The 17,810-nt window shown below is 54.1% G+C and carries 14 protein-coding genes; 8 read left to right on the top strand and 6 right to left on the bottom strand.

Going from position 1 to position 17,810, the window contains the following annotated elements:
• Positions 1–54: 54 nt before the first annotated feature.
• Complete coding sequence (locus tag ACSIPU_RS06670; RefSeq protein ID WP_016808052.1) at positions 55–1,164, top strand: YcbX family protein; 1,110 nt, start codon at positions 55–57, stop codon at positions 1,162–1,164.
• Here ACSIPU_RS06670 and zapC read toward each other — a convergent pair.
• Both zapC and pyrD read right to left on the bottom strand, forming a co-directional pair.
• On the bottom strand, positions 1,161–1,703 hold the full coding sequence (zapC, locus tag ACSIPU_RS06675) for a cell division protein ZapC (RefSeq protein WP_004100747.1): 543 nt from the start codon (positions 1,701–1,703) through the stop codon (positions 1,161–1,163). The genes ACSIPU_RS06670 and zapC overlap by 4 nt on opposite strands.
• Positions 1,704–1,871: 168 nt before the next feature.
• On the bottom strand, positions 1,872–2,882 hold the full coding sequence (gene pyrD, locus ACSIPU_RS06680) for a quinone-dependent dihydroorotate dehydrogenase (RefSeq protein ID WP_004100745.1): 1,011 nt from the start codon (positions 2,880–2,882) through the stop codon (positions 1,872–1,874).
• Positions 2,883–3,129: 247 nt separating this feature from the next.
• Here pyrD and ssuE point away from each other — a divergent pair, with 247 nt between their 5' ends.
• The 3 genes from ssuE to ssuB are packed head-to-tail and all read left to right on the top strand — an operon-like array spanning position 3,130 to position 5,321.
• On the top strand, positions 3,130–3,705 hold the full coding sequence (gene ssuE / locus ACSIPU_RS06685) for an NADPH-dependent FMN reductase (RefSeq protein WP_004100743.1): 576 nt from the start codon (positions 3,130–3,132) through the stop codon (positions 3,703–3,705).
• A gap of 54 nt (positions 3,706–3,759) precedes the next feature.
• On the top strand, positions 3,760–4,551 hold the full coding sequence (ssuC, locus tag ACSIPU_RS06690; protein WP_023320653.1) for an aliphatic sulfonate ABC transporter permease SsuC: 792 nt from the start codon (positions 3,760–3,762) through the stop codon (positions 4,549–4,551).
• Positions 4,548–5,321 (top strand): aliphatic sulfonates ABC transporter ATP-binding protein, encoded by a 774-nt coding sequence (gene ssuB / locus ACSIPU_RS06695; protein ID WP_004100741.1) that lies wholly within the window; start codon positions 4,548–4,550, stop codon positions 5,319–5,321. The genes ssuC and ssuB overlap by 4 nt, the downstream gene beginning before the upstream one ends.
• A 64-nt stretch (positions 5,322–5,385) precedes the next feature.
• Here ssuB and pepN read toward each other — a convergent pair whose 3' ends face one another.
• Positions 5,386–8,001, bottom strand: coding sequence for an aminopeptidase N (gene pepN / locus ACSIPU_RS06700; protein WP_004100740.1), 2,616 nt, complete (start codon positions 7,999–8,001; stop codon positions 5,386–5,388).
• 327 nt (positions 8,002–8,328) lie between these two features.
• Between pepN and pncB the strand changes: the two genes are divergently transcribed.
• The 4 genes from pncB to ACSIPU_RS06720 all read left to right on the top strand — a co-directional run bounded on the left by pncB (position 8,329) and on the right by ACSIPU_RS06720 (position 14,292).
• Positions 8,329–9,531, top strand: a complete 1,203-nt coding sequence (pncB, locus tag ACSIPU_RS06705) for a nicotinate phosphoribosyltransferase (protein WP_004100738.1) — start codon at positions 8,329–8,331, stop codon at positions 9,529–9,531.
• 313 nt (positions 9,532–9,844) lie between these two features.
• Positions 9,845–11,245, top strand: coding sequence for an asparagine--tRNA ligase (asnS, locus tag ACSIPU_RS06710; RefSeq protein WP_004100736.1), 1,401 nt, complete (start codon positions 9,845–9,847; stop codon positions 11,243–11,245).
• Positions 11,246–11,834: 589 nt separating this feature from the next.
• A complete protein-coding gene (locus ACSIPU_RS06715) occupies positions 11,835–12,914 on the top strand; it encodes a porin (RefSeq protein WP_004100735.1) in 1,080 nt (359 codons plus the stop codon).
• Between the two features lie 187 nt (positions 12,915–13,101).
• Entirely contained in the window at positions 13,102–14,292 is a 1,191-nt protein-coding gene (locus tag ACSIPU_RS06720) for an amino acid aminotransferase (RefSeq protein WP_004100734.1), read from the top strand.
• A gap of 66 nt (positions 14,293–14,358) precedes the next feature.
• Here ACSIPU_RS06720 and ACSIPU_RS06725 read toward each other — a convergent pair whose 3' ends face one another.
• The 3 genes from ACSIPU_RS06725 to ldtD form a co-directional block, all read right to left on the bottom strand.
• Positions 14,359–15,006 carry an MBL fold metallo-hydrolase gene (locus ACSIPU_RS06725; RefSeq protein WP_004100733.1) on the bottom strand — a complete coding sequence of 216 codons (648 nt, stop codon included), beginning with the start codon at positions 15,004–15,006 and terminating at the stop codon, positions 14,359–14,361.
• A 13-nt stretch (positions 15,007–15,019) separates the two neighbouring features.
• Positions 15,020–15,571, bottom strand: a complete 552-nt coding sequence (locus ACSIPU_RS06730; RefSeq protein WP_004100731.1) for a YcbK family protein — start codon at positions 15,569–15,571, stop codon at positions 15,020–15,022.
• A 301-nt stretch (positions 15,572–15,872) separates the two neighbouring features.
• On the bottom strand, positions 15,873–17,666 hold the full coding sequence (gene ldtD, locus ACSIPU_RS06735) for a L,D-transpeptidase (protein ID WP_004111890.1): 1,794 nt from the start codon (positions 17,664–17,666) through the stop codon (positions 15,873–15,875).
• Between the last annotated feature and the right edge of the window lie 144 nt (positions 17,667–17,810).

A 17,810-nucleotide genomic window follows, 5' to 3' on the forward strand; every position in this document is an offset into this window, starting at 1 on the left:
TATGCGCCCCATGTCATAAAGTTAAAGGCTTATTTTTAAAGCCAGGGGCAGCGTATGGTAACCCTTTCGCGACTTTTTATTCATCCCGTCAAATCGATGCGGGGAATTGGCCTGAGCCACGCTTATGCAGACATCAGCGGGCTGGCCTTCGATCGTATATTTATGGTGACGGAAACCGATGGCACCTTTATCACCGCTCGTCAGTTCCCGCAAATGGTCAAGTTTACTCCCGCGCCGCTCCATGATGGTCTGCATCTGACCGCTCCGGACGGCAGTAGCGCGATCGTGCGCTTCAGCGATTTCTCCGTGCAGCAGGAGCCGACCGAAGTCTGGGGCAACCATTTTACCGCCCTGATTGCCCCGGCCGGGGTGAACCAGTGGCTAAGCGGTTTTTTCAACCGCAGCGTTCAGCTGCGCTGGCTGGGGCCAGAGCTTAGCCGTCGGGTAAAACGTCACGATGCCGTCCCCCTCTCCTTTGCCGACGGCTTTCCCTATCTGCTGGCCAATGAGGCCTCGCTGCGGGACCTGCAAAATCGCTGTCCGGCCAGCGTAAGCATAGAACAATTTCGCCCGAATCTGCTGGTGACCGGCGCGGCCGCCTGGGAGGAAGATACCTGGAAAGTGGTGCGTATTGGCGAGGTCGTTTTTGATGTCGCGAAACCCTGCAGCCGCTGCGTGTTGACAACCGTCAGCGCGGAACGTGGGCAAAAGCACCCTGGCGGTGAGCCATTAACCACCCTACAGGGATTCCGCACGGCGCTGGATAATGGCGATGTTGATTTTGGCCAGAATTTGATCGCGCGAAATAGCGGCACGATCCGCGTCGGCGATGAGTTAGAAGTGCTGGCCCGCGGCCCGGCGAAGGCCTACGGCGCCGGGGAAAGCGACAATTCGCTGGCGCCTGAGACTCAGCAGAACGCAACGGTGGAAATTGAGTGGCAGGGACTGAGCTTTACCGGTAATAATCAGCAGATCTTGCTGGAGCAGCTGGAACAGCAGGGAATTCGCATTCCTTACTCCTGCCGGGCAGGGATTTGCGGCAGCTGTCGCATCCGTCTGGAAGAAGGGGAAGTCAGCGCGCTGAAGAAAAATGCGGTCGCCGCCGATGGCACCATTTTGTGCTGCAGCTGCGTACCGAAAACCGCGGTAAGGCTGGCGCCTTAAACCGCCTGGCCCAGGCTGTAGCTGGCGACGGCGGTCGCTGGCTGCAGTCGGTCGTTCATAATTTTAATCACGTCCCCCAACTGCATCACTCGCCCCGCAAGCGTCAGTCCCGGCTGCGCTAGCAGGCACAGCGCAGCGTTTTCGCCGGGCTCAACCACCAGCAGATTAACCTGCTGACCGGTATCGCTCAGCCATGCGCTAGCGGCATCACCGGTACCGGGCTGCCAGCTCTGTTGATGAGTAGTGAAATGCCAGCTTTTCGGCATCTGCGGCTTAAGGAAACGAATGGCGACCAGCGCATTGAGCACTAATTCAGCGCGCTGTTCTTTGGATAATTCAAGGTCGCGGCATTTTTCTTCAAATGAAAAATAGAGTGCGGCGTCATCAACGCAAAATCCGGAAGGGGCGAAGGCATCTGGCGTCAGCATCCGGCGGGGAAAACGGGATCGGAATAACATACCATTAGCCAGATCGAGCATCATGCGGTCATGCTCTTCATCGTAATACCAGCGCCAGTTATCGTCAGGTTTAATCCGCATTTCTACCCCCGTCCTCTTTCACATCCATCTGCAATAAACAGCAAAACTGCTACAGAATATTTCAAAAATTAAGAAAAGACTAAAATGTCTAAATAAGCAACAATGAAGGAATATAAAACAACCAGGGCTATAAATAAAGCCCTGGTGGAGTATCAGAAGGGGAAAAGATTAGATATGGGTAACAATTTCTTTAATCAGCGGCGGACCTTTAAAAATAAATCCGGAATAAATCTGCACCAGAGTCGCACCGGCGGCTATCTTTTCACGAGCGGCAATCACTGAGTCAATACCGCCGACTCCGATAATTGGCAGACGACCATTTAATTCCTCAGATAGCATACGGATGATTTCGGTACTTTTCAGCTGCAGCGGACGCCCGCTAAGCCCACCGGTTTCATCGCAATGTTTCATTCCCTGCACCAGTGAACGATCCAAAGTGGTATTGGTGGCAATGACCCCATCAATATTATGTCGGACTAAACTGTCCGCAACCTGGATCAATTCCTCGACGGAAAGATCCGGAGCGATCTTTACTGCCAGTGGAACATATTTTTGATGTTTTTCCTGGAGTTCGCGCTGCTTATTTTTAATACCAGAGAGCAGATCGTCGAGAGCTTCTCCGTATTGTAACGTACGCAAGCCCGGGGTATTCGGCGAGGAGATATTAATGGCGATATATCCGGCGTAAGCGTAGATTTTTTCCATACAAATCAGGTAATCATCTTTGCCTTGCTCTACCGGGGTATCTTTATTCTTACCGATATTAATCCCCAGAATGCCGTCAAAATGCGCTTTTTTTACGTTCTCTACCAGGTTATCCACGCCATGGTTATTAAAGCCCATGCGGTTGATCAAACCTTCGGCATCAACCAGGCGGAAGATCCTTGGCTTATCGTTGCCCGGCTGCGGACGAGGCGTTACGGTACCAATTTCAATGGAACCAAAGCCCATTGCGCCAAGGGCATCGATGCATTCGCCGTTTTTGTCCAGCCCGGCGGCCAGGCCCAGCGGGTTCTTGAATGTGAGTCCCATGCAGGTCACCGGCTTAGCCGGCACCTTCTGGCGAACCAACATTTCCAGCGGGGTACCCGAAACACGGCGTAATTGTTGAAAAGTGACTTCATGAGCGCGCTCAGGATCGAGCTGAAAAAGGGCTTTACGAACGAAGGGGTAGTACATGAACTCTCCTGGATTCCCGGTGTGCAAACCGGGGGCGTATTATGTGCGATCCACCCCGGAAAGGGAATTGACCTACGACAAAAAATCTTATCTCCGACGCAAACGTTTACTTTTCCCCCTTCGTTATGCGCTTTCTGACAATCCAACGCCGGATAAATCATTTAGGGAAAGATAAGCGCTCTGTCACACTGCGGCTAAATGTTATCAATTATAGATAAATGAAAATATTTGGTTATAAGGAGAGAATATGCGAGTCATAACACTTGCGGGTAGCCCGCGTTACCCTTCCCGCTCCAGCGCACTCCTGGAATACGCCAGAGAGACCCTCTCCGCGGCGGATATCGAGGTTTGCCACTGGCACCTGCAGAATTTTGCCCCGGAAGACCTGCTCTATGCTCGCTTCGATAACCCCGCTCTTCACGCGCTTAATGAACAGCTTGCCGGCGCGGACGGGCTGATTATTGCCACGCCGGTCTATAAGGCTTCTTTTTCAGGCGCACTCAAGACGCTGCTTGATCTGCTGCCGGAACGCGCGCTGGAAGGCAAAATCGTTCTGCCGCTGGCTACCGGCGGGACCATCGCGCATATGCTGGCGGTGGATTACGCCTTAAAACCGGTACTCAATGCGCTGAAAGCTCAGGAGATCCTCCACGGCGTTTTTGCTGACGATAGCCAGGTCACGGATTATCAGCATAAACCGCAGTTTACGCCGAATCTGCAGGGTCGCCTCGACCTGGCGCTGGAAACTTTCTGGCAGGCGCTGCATCGCCCCAGCAGCCGCGCGCCGGCGCTGAAAACCTTACAGCGGGTTGAGCACGTTTAACGACCAGCGTATTACCCTTAACAGGGCAATACGCTAGCGAATAAGGAATACTCCATGGCGACGCTTTCGCAAAAATTTCTCATCCGCATAGCTCCCTGGCTTTTACCGGTGGGCAGCGTGATTATTTGGCAATTCGCCTCCTCCATCGGCTGGCTTTCCACCCGGATTTTACCGTCGCCGGAAGGCATTCTCAAAGCCTTCTGGACGCTCTCCGCCAGCGGCGAACTATGGCAGCATCTGGCCATTAGCTCGTGGCGGGCACTTATTGGTTTCAGTATTGGTGGCTCCATTGGTCTGGTTCTCGGGCTTATCAGCGGCCTCTCGCGCTGGGGAGAACGCCTGCTGGATACCTCTATTCAGATGCTACGTAACGTGCCGCACCTCGCCCTGATTCCACTGGTCATTTTATGGTTTGGCATTGATGAAAGCGCCAAAATTTTCCTCGTGGCGCTGGGGACGATGTTCCCGATTTATATCAACACCTGGCACGGCATCCGCAACATTGACCGAGGACTGGTAGAGATGGCTCGCAGCTATGGCTTATCGGGCTTTGCGCTGTTCCGTCACGTGATCCTGCCCGGCGCCCTGCCCTCAATTATGGTCGGTATCCGCTTTGCGCTCGGCCTGATGTGGTTAACGCTGATTGTTGCGGAAACCATTTCTGCTAACGCCGGTATTGGCTATCTGGCAATGAACGCTCGCGAATTTCTGCAGACCGATGTCGTAGTCGTCGCCATTATTCTTTACGCTATTCTCGGCAAACTGGCCGATTTCAGCGCACAGCTCCTTGAACGCGTCTGGCTGCGCTGGAATCCGGCTTATCACCTTCAGGAGGCCAGCGCATGACAACCGCGCGTCTTAATCCCGGAATTCCGCTGCTGTTAAACGGCGTAAGCAAGCGTTACGGCAGCAAGACGATTCTGAATGAACTCGATCTGCATATCCCCACCGGGCAATTCGTCGCGGTGGTCGGTCGCAGCGGCGGCGGTAAAAGTACGCTGCTGCGGCTGCTGGCTGGGCTGGAAAAGCCCAACGGCGGCCAGCTGCTGGCGGGCTCGACGCCGCTGGCACAAATCCAGGACGATACCCGGATGATGTTCCAGGATGCCCGCCTGCTGCCGTGGAAAACGGTGATCGACAACGTCGGACTGGGGCTGAAAGGCCAGTGGCGTGAGGCGGCGCTTAATGCCCTGGCGAGCGTTGGCCTTGAAGACCGCGCCGGTGAATGGCCTGCAGCGCTTTCCGGCGGGCAAAAGCAGCGCGTAGCGCTGGCGCGTGCGTTAATTCATCGTCCTGGATTATTGCTGCTTGATGAGCCGCTCGGCGCACTCGACGCGCTGACTCGTCTGGAAATGCAGGATCTGATCGTTTCTCTGTGGCAGGATCATGGCTTTACCGTCCTGCTGGTCACCCACGACGTCAGCGAGGCGGTGGCGATGGCCGATCGCGTATTGCTGATAGAAGAGGGAAAAATAGGTCTGGATCTGCTGGTGGACATCCCTCGTCCGCGGCGCACCGGCTCGGCGAAGCTGGCCGAACTGGAAGCGGAAGTGCTGCATCGGGTGATGCAGCGCGGCAAGAACGAATCCTCGCCACGCTTAGTGAGTCACGGTTAACGACTGCGACGTTCCCCCGCTCGCGCAGCGCGAGCGGGGCGACAGGTTTGGACTCGTGCTGGCGTTATGCCAGCGCTTTACTGATTTTCTCGAACAGATCCCCGGAAAGATTCTCCAGACCTTTCAGCTGCTCAAGCGCCCCGCGCATCAGCGCCTGACGCTTGTTATCATAGCGTTTCAGACGAATCAGCGGTTCAATCAGACGCGACGCAACCTGTGGATTACGGCTGTTCAGTTCAGTGAGCATTTCCACCAGGAACTGATAGCCGCTGCCGTCTTCGGCATGGAACGCCGCCGGGTTGCTGCCGGCAAAAGCGCCGATTAGAGAACGGACGCGGTTCGGGTTACTCATGCTGAACGAACGATGATTCAGCAGGCCGCGAACCGTCTGCAGGACGTTATCGGCCGGGCTAGTTGACTGCAGGATAAACCATTTATCCATCACCAGGCCGTCCTGATGCCATTTATCATCATACTCCTGCATCAATGCATCACGGCACGGCAGCTGGGCAGCGACTGCCGCCGCCAGCGCCGCCAGCGCGTCGGTCATGTTGTCCGCATGGTGATACTGCGCGCTAACCAGTTTATCCGCCAGCTCCGCGTCGCCAAACGCCAGATAGCGCAGGCAGGTGTTACGCAGAGAACGCTTGCCGATATCGGCATGCTCAACGCGGTAGCTGTCAAGCTTGTTGGCGTTGTAAATCACCAGGAACTCGTCTGCCAGCTCTTTCGCCAGCGTACGGGTCAGCGCTTCACGCACCGCGGCGATAGCTAGCGGATCGATAATCGCAAACAGCTCAGCAATTTCATTCGCCGAAGGCAGCGTCAGGATTTCCGCCGCCAGCGCCGGATCGATCTTCTCATCCAGCAGGATGGCGCGGAAAGCATCGGCTACGTGGATCGGCAGCGACAGCGGTTGCCCCTGCTGGTGGCGGTTAACGTTGAGTTTGATATAGGTTGCCAGCAGGCTCTGCGCCGCGTCCCAGCGGGAAAAATCATTACGCGCGTGGCGCATCAGGAAAGTCAGCTGCTGATCGCTCCATTTGTACTCCAGCTTCACCGGGGCAGAGAACTCGCATAGCAGCGCCGGTACCGGCTGGAAGTAGACATTATCGAAAACAAAAGTCTGCTCCGCCTGGGTCACGTTCAGCACATGATGCACCGGGTGACCGCCCTTCTGCAGCGGGATGACTTTGCCTTCGTTGTCGTAGAGTTCGATATCGAACGGAATATGCAACGGCAGCTTCTCAGCCTGCTCAGCGGTCGGCGGCGTGCGCTGGCTGATGGTCAGCGTGTACTGCTCCGTTTCTGGATTGTAGTCATCATGGACGGTAACGATCGGCGTCCCGGACTGACTATACCAGCGGCGGAAGTGGGATAGATCAACGTTCGAAGCGTCTTCCATCGCCTGGACAAAATCATCGCAGGTCGCGGCGCTGCCGTCATGGCGTTCAAAGTACAGCTGCATTCCTTTCTGGAAATTCTCTTCGCCCAGCAGCGTATGCAGCATGCGGATCACCTCAGCGCCCTTCTCATACACCGTCAGGGTGTAGAAGTTGTTCATCTCGATAACCTTATCCGGACGAATCGGATGCGCCATCGGGCTGGCATCTTCGGCGAACTGCAGACCGCGCATAGTACGCACGTTATTGATGCGGTTGACCGCACGTGAGCCGAGATCGGAACTGAACTCCTGATCGCGGAAAACGGTCAGGCCTTCTTTCAGGCTGAGCTGGAACCAGTCGCGACAGGTTACGCGGTTACCCGTCCAGTTATGGAAATATTCGTGGCCAATGACGCGCTCGATATCCAGATAGTCTTTATCGGTCGCGGTATCGGTGCGCGCCAGCACGTATTTAGAGTTAAAGACGTTAAGCCCTTTGTTCTCCATGGCGCCCATGTTGAAGAAGTCAACGGCGACAATCATATAGATATCAAGATCGTACTCGAGGCCAAAGCGGGTTTCGTCCCACTTCATTGAGTTTTGCAGCGAAGTCATCGCCCATGGAGCGCGATCGAGGTTGCCGCGGTCTACATACAGCTCCAGCGCAACCTCACGTCCCGAACGAGTTTTGAAAGTATCGCGCAGGACGTCGAAATCACCGGCCACCAGCGCAAACAGGTAGCACGGTTTGGGGAACGGATCCTGCCACTGAACCCAGTGGCGACCATTCTCCAGCTCCCCCTGGGCTACGCGGTTACCGTTGGAGAGCAGGAACGGGTATTTGGCCTTGTCGGCGATAATTTTGGTAGTGAAGCGCGCCAGCACGTCCGGACGGTCAAGGTACCAGGTAATATGGCGAAAACCTTCCGCTTCGCATTGGGTACACAGCGCTTCGCCGGACTGATACAGCCCTTCCAGCGCGGTATTGGCCGCCGGGCTGATTTCGTTGACGATAGTAAGGGTGAAATGTTCCGGCAATCCGCCGATCGCCAGCTGGTTATTTTCTTCCTTATAGTCGCTCCACGGCTGACCATTAACCAGCAGAGAAACCAACGTCAGGTCTTCGCCATCCAGACGCAATGGCACATCAGACGCAGCCGCGTGGCGGGAGACCTTACTCTCAGCCGTAACAACGGTTTTCGCGGCATCCAGGTCAAAGGTCAAATCGATATCGCTAATCAGATACTCCGGCGCACGATAGTCGTGGCGGTATTTGGCTTGGGGCTGTTGTGTCATAAAAAACCTTTAGCTTGTCCTGTAAAGTGTCGACTCAGTCTATTCCTGTTGCGCAAATCTCGCTATGCAGAATCTTCATCTTTTCAATGCTAAACATGAAAATTGCTACATTCTGATAACACCAGAGGCACGAAATGCGCTCGACCAGGCGCAAAGCTTGTGGTGTGATGCGTGTTCAATATATTAAACTAGGCCTCGCAAATGACCGTTAGCGTCGCCATCAGCCGTCGCCGCGGGACAGAGTCGGGTATTACAGGTATACTCCGCCTCCTTTTACCGCTTTGGTTTTGATGGAAACGCTCCAGTGAGAGGATGCTACTGCGCACCATGACCCAATTCACTTCTCCTGTACTGCATTCGCTGCTTGATACGGATGCCTACAAGCTGCATATGCAGCAGGCTGTCTTCCACCGCTACAATGATGTACAGGTTGCGGCGGAGTTCCGCTGCCGCGGGGACGATCTGCTCGGCATCTACGCCGATGCGATTCGCGAGCAGGTTGAGACGATGCGCGACCTGAGGCTGCAGGACGATGAATATCACTGGTTGTCGAGCCTGCCCTTCTTTGCGCCAGATTATCTCGACTGGCTACGCGGCTTCCGCTACGATCCGCGCCAGGTTACCGTCACTAATGACAACGGTAAGCTGAATATTCGCCTGTCCGGGCCATGGCTTGAAGTCATCATGTGGGAGGTTCCGCTGCTGGCGGTGATAAGCGAGCTGGTGCACCACTACCGCTCGCCGGAAATCACCGTGACGACAGCGCTGAATACCCTTGAACATAAGCTGTCCGACTTTAACCGTCTCACCGCTGATGTCGATATGTCCGGCTTCCGCCTGATGGATTTCGGTACTCGCCGCCGCTTCTCACGCGAGGTGCAGCAGGCCATTGTTCAGCGTCTGCAGCAGGAGCCGTGGTTCACCGGCACCAGCAACTATGATCTGGCGCGTCGGCTTAACCTGACGCCAATGGGAACCCAGGCGCACGAATGGTTCCAGGCGCACCAGCAGATCAGCCCGAACCTGGCCAGCAGCCAGCGTGCGGCCCTCGCGGCCTGGCTGGAAGAGTATCCCGATCGGTTAGGTATCGCACTGACTGACTGCATCACGATGGACGCTTTCCTGCGCGATTTCGGGCCGGAATTTGCAACCCGCTATCAGGGGCTGCGCCACGACTCCGGCGACCCGGTAGAATGGGGCGAGAAGGCTATTGCCCATTACAAGAAGCTGGGCATTGATCCGCTGAGCAAAGTGCTGGTATTTTCTGATAATCTCGACCTGGCGAAAGCGGTCGATCTTTATCGCCACTTCTCCTCACGGGTCAATCTGAGCTTCGGTATCGGCACACGTTTAACCTGCGATATTCCCCAGGTTAAGCCGCTGAATATTGTTATTAAGCTGGTGGAGTGCAACGGCAAGCCGGTAGCGAAACTTTCCGATAGCCCGGGTAAAACGATTTGCCACGATAAAGCCTTCGTGCGCGCCCTGCGTAAAGCCTTCGATCTGCCGCCGGTCAAAAAAGCCAGCTAACACTGTGCGAAAAAATGCGTCCGTAAAACCGGACGCATTTTTATTATCATCCCCCTTTCCGCTCAGAAAAGTGTTTCATATTCACCGCCCTGTTTTCATTGCGAAATGCCCTGCGCGGGATAAAGGCAATGCTCAAAACTCTCTTAATATCAGGCTCTCCCGTCGTAAAGGAGACAATCTCCTTATTTATTTCCTAAAACACCCCTTTCTTGCGCGAAATCTACTTGTCTGATGGAAGATGACAGGTAACATAGATATCCCCCTGTCGAAGGGGTATACAGATTTTTCTATTGGACTAACAAGAGAGACTATTATGAGCGTTGTGCCTGTAGCCGACGTACTCCAGGGCCGCGTTGCCGTTGACAGCGAAGTCACCGTGCGCGGATGGGTGCGTACCCGCCGAGATTCTAAAGCTGGCTTTTCTTTCCTCGCCGTCTATGACGGTTCCTGCTTTGATCCTGTACAGGCCGTTATTAGTAATTCTCTTCCCAATTACAATCAGGAAGTGCTGCGCCTGACCACCGGCTGTTCAGTCATCGTGACCGGTAAAGTCGTGGAATCCCAGGGTCAGGGCCAGAGCTTTGAGATTCAGGCCAGTCATGTTGAAGTAAGCGGCTGGGTAGACGATCCGGAAACTTATCCGATGGCGGCTAAACGCCATAGCATTGAATACCTGCGTGAAGTTGCCCACCTGCGCCCGCGCACCAACCTGATTGGCGCCGTGGCGCGCGTTCGCCATACCCTGGCGCAGGCGCTGCACCGCTTCTTTGACGAACAGGGTTTCTTCTGGGTTTCTACCCCGCTGATTACCGCTTCCGATACCGAAGGCGCGGGCGAGATGTTCCGCGTTTCCACGTTGGATCTGGAAAACCTGCCGCGCAACGATCAGGGCAAAGTCGATTTCGATAAGGACTTCTTTGGTAAAGAGTCATTCCTGACCGTTTCTGGCCAGCTGAACGGCGAAACCTACGCCTGCGCGCTATCCAAAATCTACACCTTCGGCCCAACCTTCCGTGCGGAAAACTCCAACACCACCCGCCACCTGGCAGAGTTCTGGATGCTGGAGCCGGAAGTCGCCTTTGCTAATCTGAACGATGTGGCAGGTCTGGCGGAAGCGATGCTGAAGTACGTTTTCAAAGCCGTTCTGGAAGAGCGGGCAGATGACATGCAGTTCTTTGCCGAACGCGTTGATAAAGATGCGATCGATCGTCTGCAACGTTTCGTTTCCGCGGATTTCGCTCAGGTGGATTATACTGACGCGGTCACCATTCTGGAAAATTGCGGTAAGCAGTTCGAAAACCCGGTGTACTGGGGCGTGGATCTCTCCTCCGAGCACGAACGCTATCTGGCGGAAGAGCATTTTAAAGCGCCGGTAGTCGTAAAAAACTACCCGAAAGAGATCAAGGCGTTCTATATGCGCCTTAACGAAGACGGGAAGACCGTCGCCGCAATGGACGTTCTGGCGCCGGGTATCGGTGAAATTATCGGCGGCTCCCAGCGTGAAGAACGCCTGGACGTACTTGACGCGCGCATGGCGGAAATGGGTCTTAATAAAGAAGACTACTGGTGGTACCGCGACCTGCGCCGTTACGGCACCGTGCCGCACTCCGGTTTTGGTCTGGGCTTCGAGCGTCTGATTGCCTACGTGACCGGCGTACAGAACGTTCGTGACGTGATTCCGTTCCCGCGCACTCCACGTAACGCCACATTCTGATTTTTTTGTTATCTAACGCAAAGGTCGGCGCAAGCCGGCCTTTTTTTATGTCAATTTACGTTAACGAGTTTCAGGAAATTTAAACATCAACCCGCGAAATTCATAAATATGTTACGCACTATTACGCTCTTACCTGAAGTTACAAACCGCACTTAATGTCCAAAAATCGTCAAACCTGCTGATTATATTGCTCACTATTTAATCAACCACCGCACATCTTGCAACGACAAAATCTGAATAAAAAAAAAGCAAAAAGCAGCTGTAAAATGCACAACCCCTCTGTTATCTAAATTAATCATAATTAATTCATATAGATATATAAAGAGAGCTGATTTTGTCAGCGAACAGGGACGGAATGTTGATAGAGTTCACAAAGTTCCCAAAAATACACATTTAGTTACATAGAATTTCCTTTTGTTACTCATATGAGATATTGGTAGCATTTTCAGGCTAGCGAAACGTTGTTCTGAATGGAAAGATGCCTCCAGACACCAAACTATCATCAATAGTTCCGTAAATTTTTATTGACGAAACGTATTGGCGGCAGTGGCAAGTGTTCATAAAAAAATATAAATGAGGGTAATAAATAATGATGAAGCGCAAAATTCTGGCAGCGGTAATTCCTGCCCTGCTGGTAGCCGGTGCAGCGAACGCTGCAGAAATCTATAACAAAAACGGCAACAAACTCGACTTTTACGGAAAAATGGTTGGCGAGCACGTCTGGACCACTAACGGTGACACCAGCAGCGACGACACCACCTACGCCCGTATCGGCCTGAAAGGCGAAACCCAGATCAACGATCAGCTGACCGGTTACGGCCAGTGGGAATACAACATGGATGCGTCCAACGTTGAAGGCTCCCAGACCACGAAAACCCGTCTGGCTTTCGCTGGCTTAAAAGCCGGTGAATACGGTTCATTCGACTACGGTCGTAACTACGGCGCCATCTACGACGTTGAAGCGGCGACCGATATGCTGGTTGAATGGGGCGGCGACGGCTGGACCAACACCGACAACTTCATGACCGCGCGTACCAACGGCGTTGCGACCTACCGTAACTCTGATTTCTTCGGTCTGGTTGATGGCCTGAGCTTTGCGCTGCAGTACCAGGGTAAAAACAAAGAACGCGCTGTGAAGAAACAAAACGGCGACGGCTTCAGCACCGCGGCTACCTACGCGTTTGACAACGGTGTAGCGCTGTCCGCTGGTTATGCTAACTCCAGCCGCAGCGGCGACCAGAAAGCAGACCGTCAGGGCGAAAAAGCTGAAGCATGGGCAACCTCCGCTAAGTATGATGCGAACAACATCTACGCTGCAGTCATGTACTCTCAGACCTACAACATGACTCCGGAAAACGAAGGCAACTATTTCGCTAACAAAACTCAGAACTTTGAAGCCGTTGTTCAGTATCAGTTCGACTTCGGCCTGCGTCCGTCCATCGGCTACGTACAGACTAAAGGTAAAGACCTGCGCTCCCGCGCTGGCTTCTCCGGCGGCGATGCTGACCTGGTTAAATACGTCGAAGTGGGTACCTGGTACTACTTCAACAAAAACATGAACGTCTACGCTGCGTATAAATTCAACCAGCTGGACGACAACGACTACACCCGTGCTGCGAAAGTCGCGACCGACGATCAGGCAGCGGTTGGTATCGTTTACCAGTTCTAATTTGCAGTACACCCCTTCGTGATATGCCTAAAAAGCAGGACTTCGGTCCTGCTTTTCTGCGTTCCTGAGAGGAAGATCGTAACTTTTAAAAACCTTCTCGCTTTTTGTCGCAAACGGTTGGCAATTAACATAACTCCCGTTAACCTGATAGCGGATTTCCCTTCAGTAATCACAATGGAACCTCGTCATGTTTGAGAACATTACCGCCGCCCCTGCCGACCCAATTCTGGGCCTGGCCGATCTGTTTCGTGCCGATGACCGCCCAACAAAAATTAATCTTGGAATTGGTGTTTATAAAGATGAAACGGGTAAAACACCGGTCCTGACTAGCGTGAAGAAAGCAGAACAGTATCTGCTGGAAAATGAAACCACCAAAAATTACCTGGGTATTGATGGTATTCCAGAGTTTGGTCGCTGCACTCAGGAGCTGCTGTTTGGGAAAGGCAGCGCGATTATCAATGATAAACGCGCTCGTACCGCCCAGACTCCCGGTGGTACAGGCGGCCTGCGCGTCGCCGCTGATTTTCTGGCGAAGAATACCGACGTTAAACGTATTTGGGTGAGCAACCCAAGCTGGCCGAACCATAAAAGCGTATTCAATTCAGCCGGACTCGACGTTCGCGAATATACCTACTACGATGCCGCAAACCACAAACTCGACTTCGATGGACTGCTGGCCAGCCTGAACGAAGCGCAGGCCGGTGACGTGGTTCTGTTCCACGGCTGCTGCCACAACCCAACCGGTATCGATCCAACGCTGGAACAGTGGCAACAGCTGGCGCAGCTCTCCGTAGAGAAAGGCTGGCTGCCGCTGTTTGACTTTGCCTACCAGGGCTTTGCCCGGGGCCTGGAAGAGGACGCTGAAGGCCTGCGCGCTTTCGCCGCGCTGCATAAAGAGCTGCTGGTAGCCAGCTCCTACTCGAAAAACTTCGGCCTGTATAACGAACGCGTAGGCGCCTGCACGCTGGTTGCCGCTGACCAGGAAACGGTAGACCGCGCCTTCAGCCAGATGAAGTCCGTTATCCGCGCAAACTACTCTAACCCGCCGGCTCACGGCGCCTCGGTAGTGGCGACCATTCTCAGCAATGACGCGCTGCGCGCCATCTGGGAACAAGAGTTAACCGACATGCGCCAACGCATCCAGCGCATGCGTCTGCTGTTCGTTAATACCCTGCAGGAAAAAGGCGCCAGCCGCGATTTCTCTTTCATCATTCAGCAAAACGGGATGTTCTCGTTTAGCGGCCTGACCAAAGAGCAGGTCCTGCGGTTACGCGAAGAGTTTGCGATTTACGCCGTGGCATCCGGGCGTATTAACGTCGCGGGCATGACGCCAGACAATATGGCGCCGCTGTGCGAAGCGATTGTTGCCGTACTGTAAGCCCGCTCTGTAGCAAAAGCAAAAGGCCGCATTCGCGGCCTTTTCATCTATTTTCTTCCGGCAAATTTACCAGACAGGCATCTCATCCTGCAGGAATGGGTTATGCAGACGCTCATACCCAAGCGTCGACATAGGGCCATGGCCAGGAATAAACGATACGTCATCGCCCAACGGCAAGAGTTTGCGTTTAATCGCATCGATCAGCTGGCTATGGTCGCCACGAGGGAAATCGCTACGCCCCACCCCACCTTTGAATATGACATCGCCAGAAATCAGCAGTCGGGAAGCGGCATCGAAGAAGACCACGTGCCCTGGAGTATGACCGGGACAGTGCAACACCTGCAGAGAGACGTTCCCCACGCTGACTACATCGCCTTCGTTCAACCAGCGATCCGGCTGAAGCGGCTGGCAATCTTCCAGACCAAACATCCGGCTCTGCGCCGGTAATCCTTCCAGCCAGAACTCATCTTCTTTTTCCGGCCCGATAATCGGCACGCCATAATGTTGCGCCAGCTCCGCCGCCGCACCAACGTGATCGAGATGGCCATGCGTCAGCAGAATTTGCATCAGGCTGACGCCTGCCGCGGTGACTTCCTGTTTGATTCGCTCAGCATCACCGCCGGGATCCACCAGCGCCGCCAGCCTGGTTTGTTCGCACCAGATTAAAGAACAGTTCTGCGCGAACGCAGTAACCGGAATAATACGATAGTTCATGAGGCTCCTTTCGTTACCAGTGCCGTACCGGCCCGGTATCAATATGCACAAAGTTGCTACGTGGGTAGTATCCTACACCACCTGAACGCATAGATAACGCGGCTTTGCGAACATTGCTTAACGAAATGCCTTCAATATGGAAATCCATGGCCTGGCCTTTGGTGTGGTAGCTGTGTTTCGCTACTCCCCGGCTGCGCGCGCGAAGCTCATTATTGGTATCAACAGAGCGATAACCGGAAATAAGCTGGACAGGCTTGTTCGTACCAAGTAATCCCTGCAGACGATAGAGTTGATCGAACAAACCGGGATCGATGGACTTAATCTTATTCGCGCGATAGTCGCGGAAAAAATGATTAAGTCTTGCTAATTCATCCTGAATATAGCCTCTGCCATCGAAAAACTCCGCCTTGAGTGATTCACCAGTATGCAGGTTGTTCAGCGTCAAAATACGCGGTCGTGGGGTCGAGAGGGTGGCAAATGCCGGCGCAGGCAGAATGGCAGCAGCACCGAGCGCGGCTCCACCTAACGCCAGCAGTTTGCGGCGATTAGCGTCAAATTTGTCCATGATAATCAGGTCTACAGGTAAATGAATCGTAATATACTTTTCCCGCAATCCGCCCGTTAGCCGCCAGCATACGCTCGTTCTCCGGCGGCTAATCGATATCAGCGACGAAGGCCTGGCTTGCTCACCACCATTACGCTTTTGCAGGATTATATGTATATGCACTTCTGGCGCACGAAAGGCACCTTACCGGGCATTATTGCCAACGTCAAGGCAGCCTCCCCCCAGTAAACTCGGGCCTTGCAGACTGCAAGACCCGTTTTCACACACAGATAGGACAACCGAATCCCTTGAACTACTTCATTTATCTGATTAATTGTTCAGCTTTAGGCAGGATTTGTGCGCTGGATCGCGCGGTGAGATCGTAATTGTAAATATCTGTTCGATATTGTGTACGTCCATCAGCCCCGACAAAGGCGGTCAAATAATAGAGATTAACCGGGATATTCTGACGAATATTCACATAGCGGGTATTTCCCTGCTTGAGGGCATCCGAAATACGCGCGTCGTTCCAGCCCGCGTCCTGCAACAGCATATTCGCCAGCTCTGAAGCTTTATTCACCCGCACACATCCAGAGCTCAGCGCTCGCCCATCCCGTTGGAACAGAGTGTGATTTGGCGTGTCGTGCAAATATATGGCATCTGAGCTTGGCATATTAAATTTATAGCGCCCCAGCGAATTACGCGCGCCGGGAGCCTGCTGGAAGCGGAACGGCAGATTCGATGCGGTTATCGTCTCCCAGTCCACCTGATAAGGATCGATGGCCTCTTTGCTGTTCCAGCCGCGCATCATCGTATAGCCGTGTTGTTCAAGATAGCCGGGGTTATTGCGCACCTTCGGCAGGATATCTTTGCGCGCCAGCGTCGGCGGCACGTTCCACGGCGGGTTGACCACCACATTGTTTAGGGCACTGCTCATCATCGGCGTTTTGCGGTCCGGGCGGCCAACGATAACTCGTGATGCCAGCACCTCGCTGCCATCCTGGTAATAAACCAGCGAAAAGGCTGGAATATTCACCATAATACCGGTCGCAAGATTACCCGGCAGCAGACGCAAACGCTGGATATTTAAGGCCAGCACGCCGGCGCGCTGCGCGGGAGAGACGTTGAGCCAGTCGCGGGTCGCCTGACCGATCACGCCATCAGCGCCCAGCCCCTGCCACGCCTGAAAGCGCTTAACGCCTTCAACCAACTGGCGATCGTAAACGCCGCGGCCGCTGTTTTTAGCCTTTTTCCCGGCGGATGGGCTCACCACGTCATCGCCCGGCAGGGCAATTTTCGCCGAGTCATCGAGCATACCGGTGCGCTGTAAAATCTCCCTGAGCGCACCGGCATCATTGCTCCACTCCCCGGGACGTAGCGAGGTCTTACCGGTGAGCTGCGGCCACGGACGCGAATCGGCAACCTGCGCCAGTAGCGCCTGATGCATTGCGGCATACTGCGGATGCTGCGGCGCCAGGCCCGCAATGAACTGCGGCAGCGAACCGCTATCCAGCGCCACCTGCCACTGATTAACCACCGATAGCGGCGGCGTCGACATGGCATACGGTTTGGTGCCATACAGCCAGCGGTTGCCCTGAGTGGGAATACCACTAATAAAATGCAGATAGCCCATCATGGCGTCAGACAAAACAACATCCCGCGCCAGACCGTTCACCGCCGGGTCGGTTAACAGCTCAACCCAGGTGGTGAACTGCGGCTGAAAACCGGCAATAGCGACTTCAGCCAGCTGCTGCTGAAACGCCTGCACCGCCTCACGGTTATCCCACATCGGCTTCATATCCCTGGCCGCATACAGCGAGACCAGCGGATTCATAAAGACGGGTTGATAACCGGACGGCAGCACCGCCTGAATATCGGCACGGCTTTTCGCCGCCGCATCGGCAGGAAGCGCCTGCTCGCCAGCCATTTTGGCAACCGCCGCAGACTGGTTTGCGCTTTGGCTGAGCGCGGAAGAGAGCTCGCTGATGGTGGCTGAGCTATCCGATGGTACAATTTCAGGCTCTTCGGCCTGGACATTGAACAGTGGAGCGAATGCAAAAGCCAGGCCCAGACTGAGCGCAGACAATTGACGACCATAACGTTTCTTAAGCAACATCCCTTGCCCCCTGTTAACACATTGCTGCCCGCTAAAATGGGGCTTACTTTCAGTATATGAAGACGAAAACGCTTTTGCCTTCCCAAATGTAAAGAAGTTAAAAGATTATACAATCCTAAAATACAGGTACGGATAACAAAAAGG

The sequence above is a fragment of the Klebsiella sp. HN106 genome (assembly GCF_051209435.1).
Lineage (GTDB): Bacteria > Pseudomonadota > Gammaproteobacteria > Enterobacterales > Enterobacteriaceae > Klebsiella > Klebsiella oxytoca.

What these genes read in the sequence shown, in the direction of transcription:
- pyrD (WP_004100745.1), bottom strand. Translation starts at nt 2,882, where the DNA reads ATGTACTACCCCTTCGTTCGTAAAGCCCTTTTTCAGCTCGATCCTGAG.
- pepN (WP_004100740.1), bottom strand. Translation starts at nt 8,001, where the DNA reads ATGACACAACAGCCCCAAGCCAAATACCGCCACGACTATCGTGCGCCG.
- ssuB (WP_004100741.1), top strand. Translation starts at nt 4,548, where the DNA reads ATGACAACCGCGCGTCTTAATCCCGGAATTCCGCTGCTGTTAAACGGC.
- ACSIPU_RS06715 (WP_004100735.1), top strand. Translation starts at nt 11,835, where the DNA reads ATGATGAAGCGCAAAATTCTGGCAGCGGTAATTCCTGCCCTGCTGGTA.
- ssuC (WP_023320653.1), top strand. Translation starts at nt 3,760, where the DNA reads ATGGCGACGCTTTCGCAAAAATTTCTCATCCGCATAGCTCCCTGGCTT.
- ACSIPU_RS06730 (WP_004100731.1), bottom strand. Translation starts at nt 15,571, where the DNA reads ATGGACAAATTTGACGCTAATCGCCGCAAACTGCTGGCGTTAGGTGGA.
- pncB (WP_004100738.1), top strand. Translation starts at nt 8,329, where the DNA reads ATGACCCAATTCACTTCTCCTGTACTGCATTCGCTGCTTGATACGGAT.
- ldtD (WP_004111890.1), bottom strand. Translation starts at nt 17,666, where the DNA reads ATGTTGCTTAAGAAACGTTATGGTCGTCAATTGTCTGCGCTCAGTCTG.
- ACSIPU_RS06670 (WP_016808052.1), top strand. Translation starts at nt 55, where the DNA reads ATGGTAACCCTTTCGCGACTTTTTATTCATCCCGTCAAATCGATGCGG.
- asnS (WP_004100736.1), top strand. Translation starts at nt 9,845, where the DNA reads ATGAGCGTTGTGCCTGTAGCCGACGTACTCCAGGGCCGCGTTGCCGTT.
- ACSIPU_RS06720 (WP_004100734.1), top strand. Translation starts at nt 13,102, where the DNA reads ATGTTTGAGAACATTACCGCCGCCCCTGCCGACCCAATTCTGGGCCTG.
- ACSIPU_RS06725 (WP_004100733.1), bottom strand. Translation starts at nt 15,006, where the DNA reads ATGAACTATCGTATTATTCCGGTTACTGCGTTCGCGCAGAACTGTTCT.
- ssuE (WP_004100743.1), top strand. Translation starts at nt 3,130, where the DNA reads ATGCGAGTCATAACACTTGCGGGTAGCCCGCGTTACCCTTCCCGCTCC.
- zapC (WP_004100747.1), bottom strand. Translation starts at nt 1,703, where the DNA reads ATGCGGATTAAACCTGACGATAACTGGCGCTGGTATTACGATGAAGAG.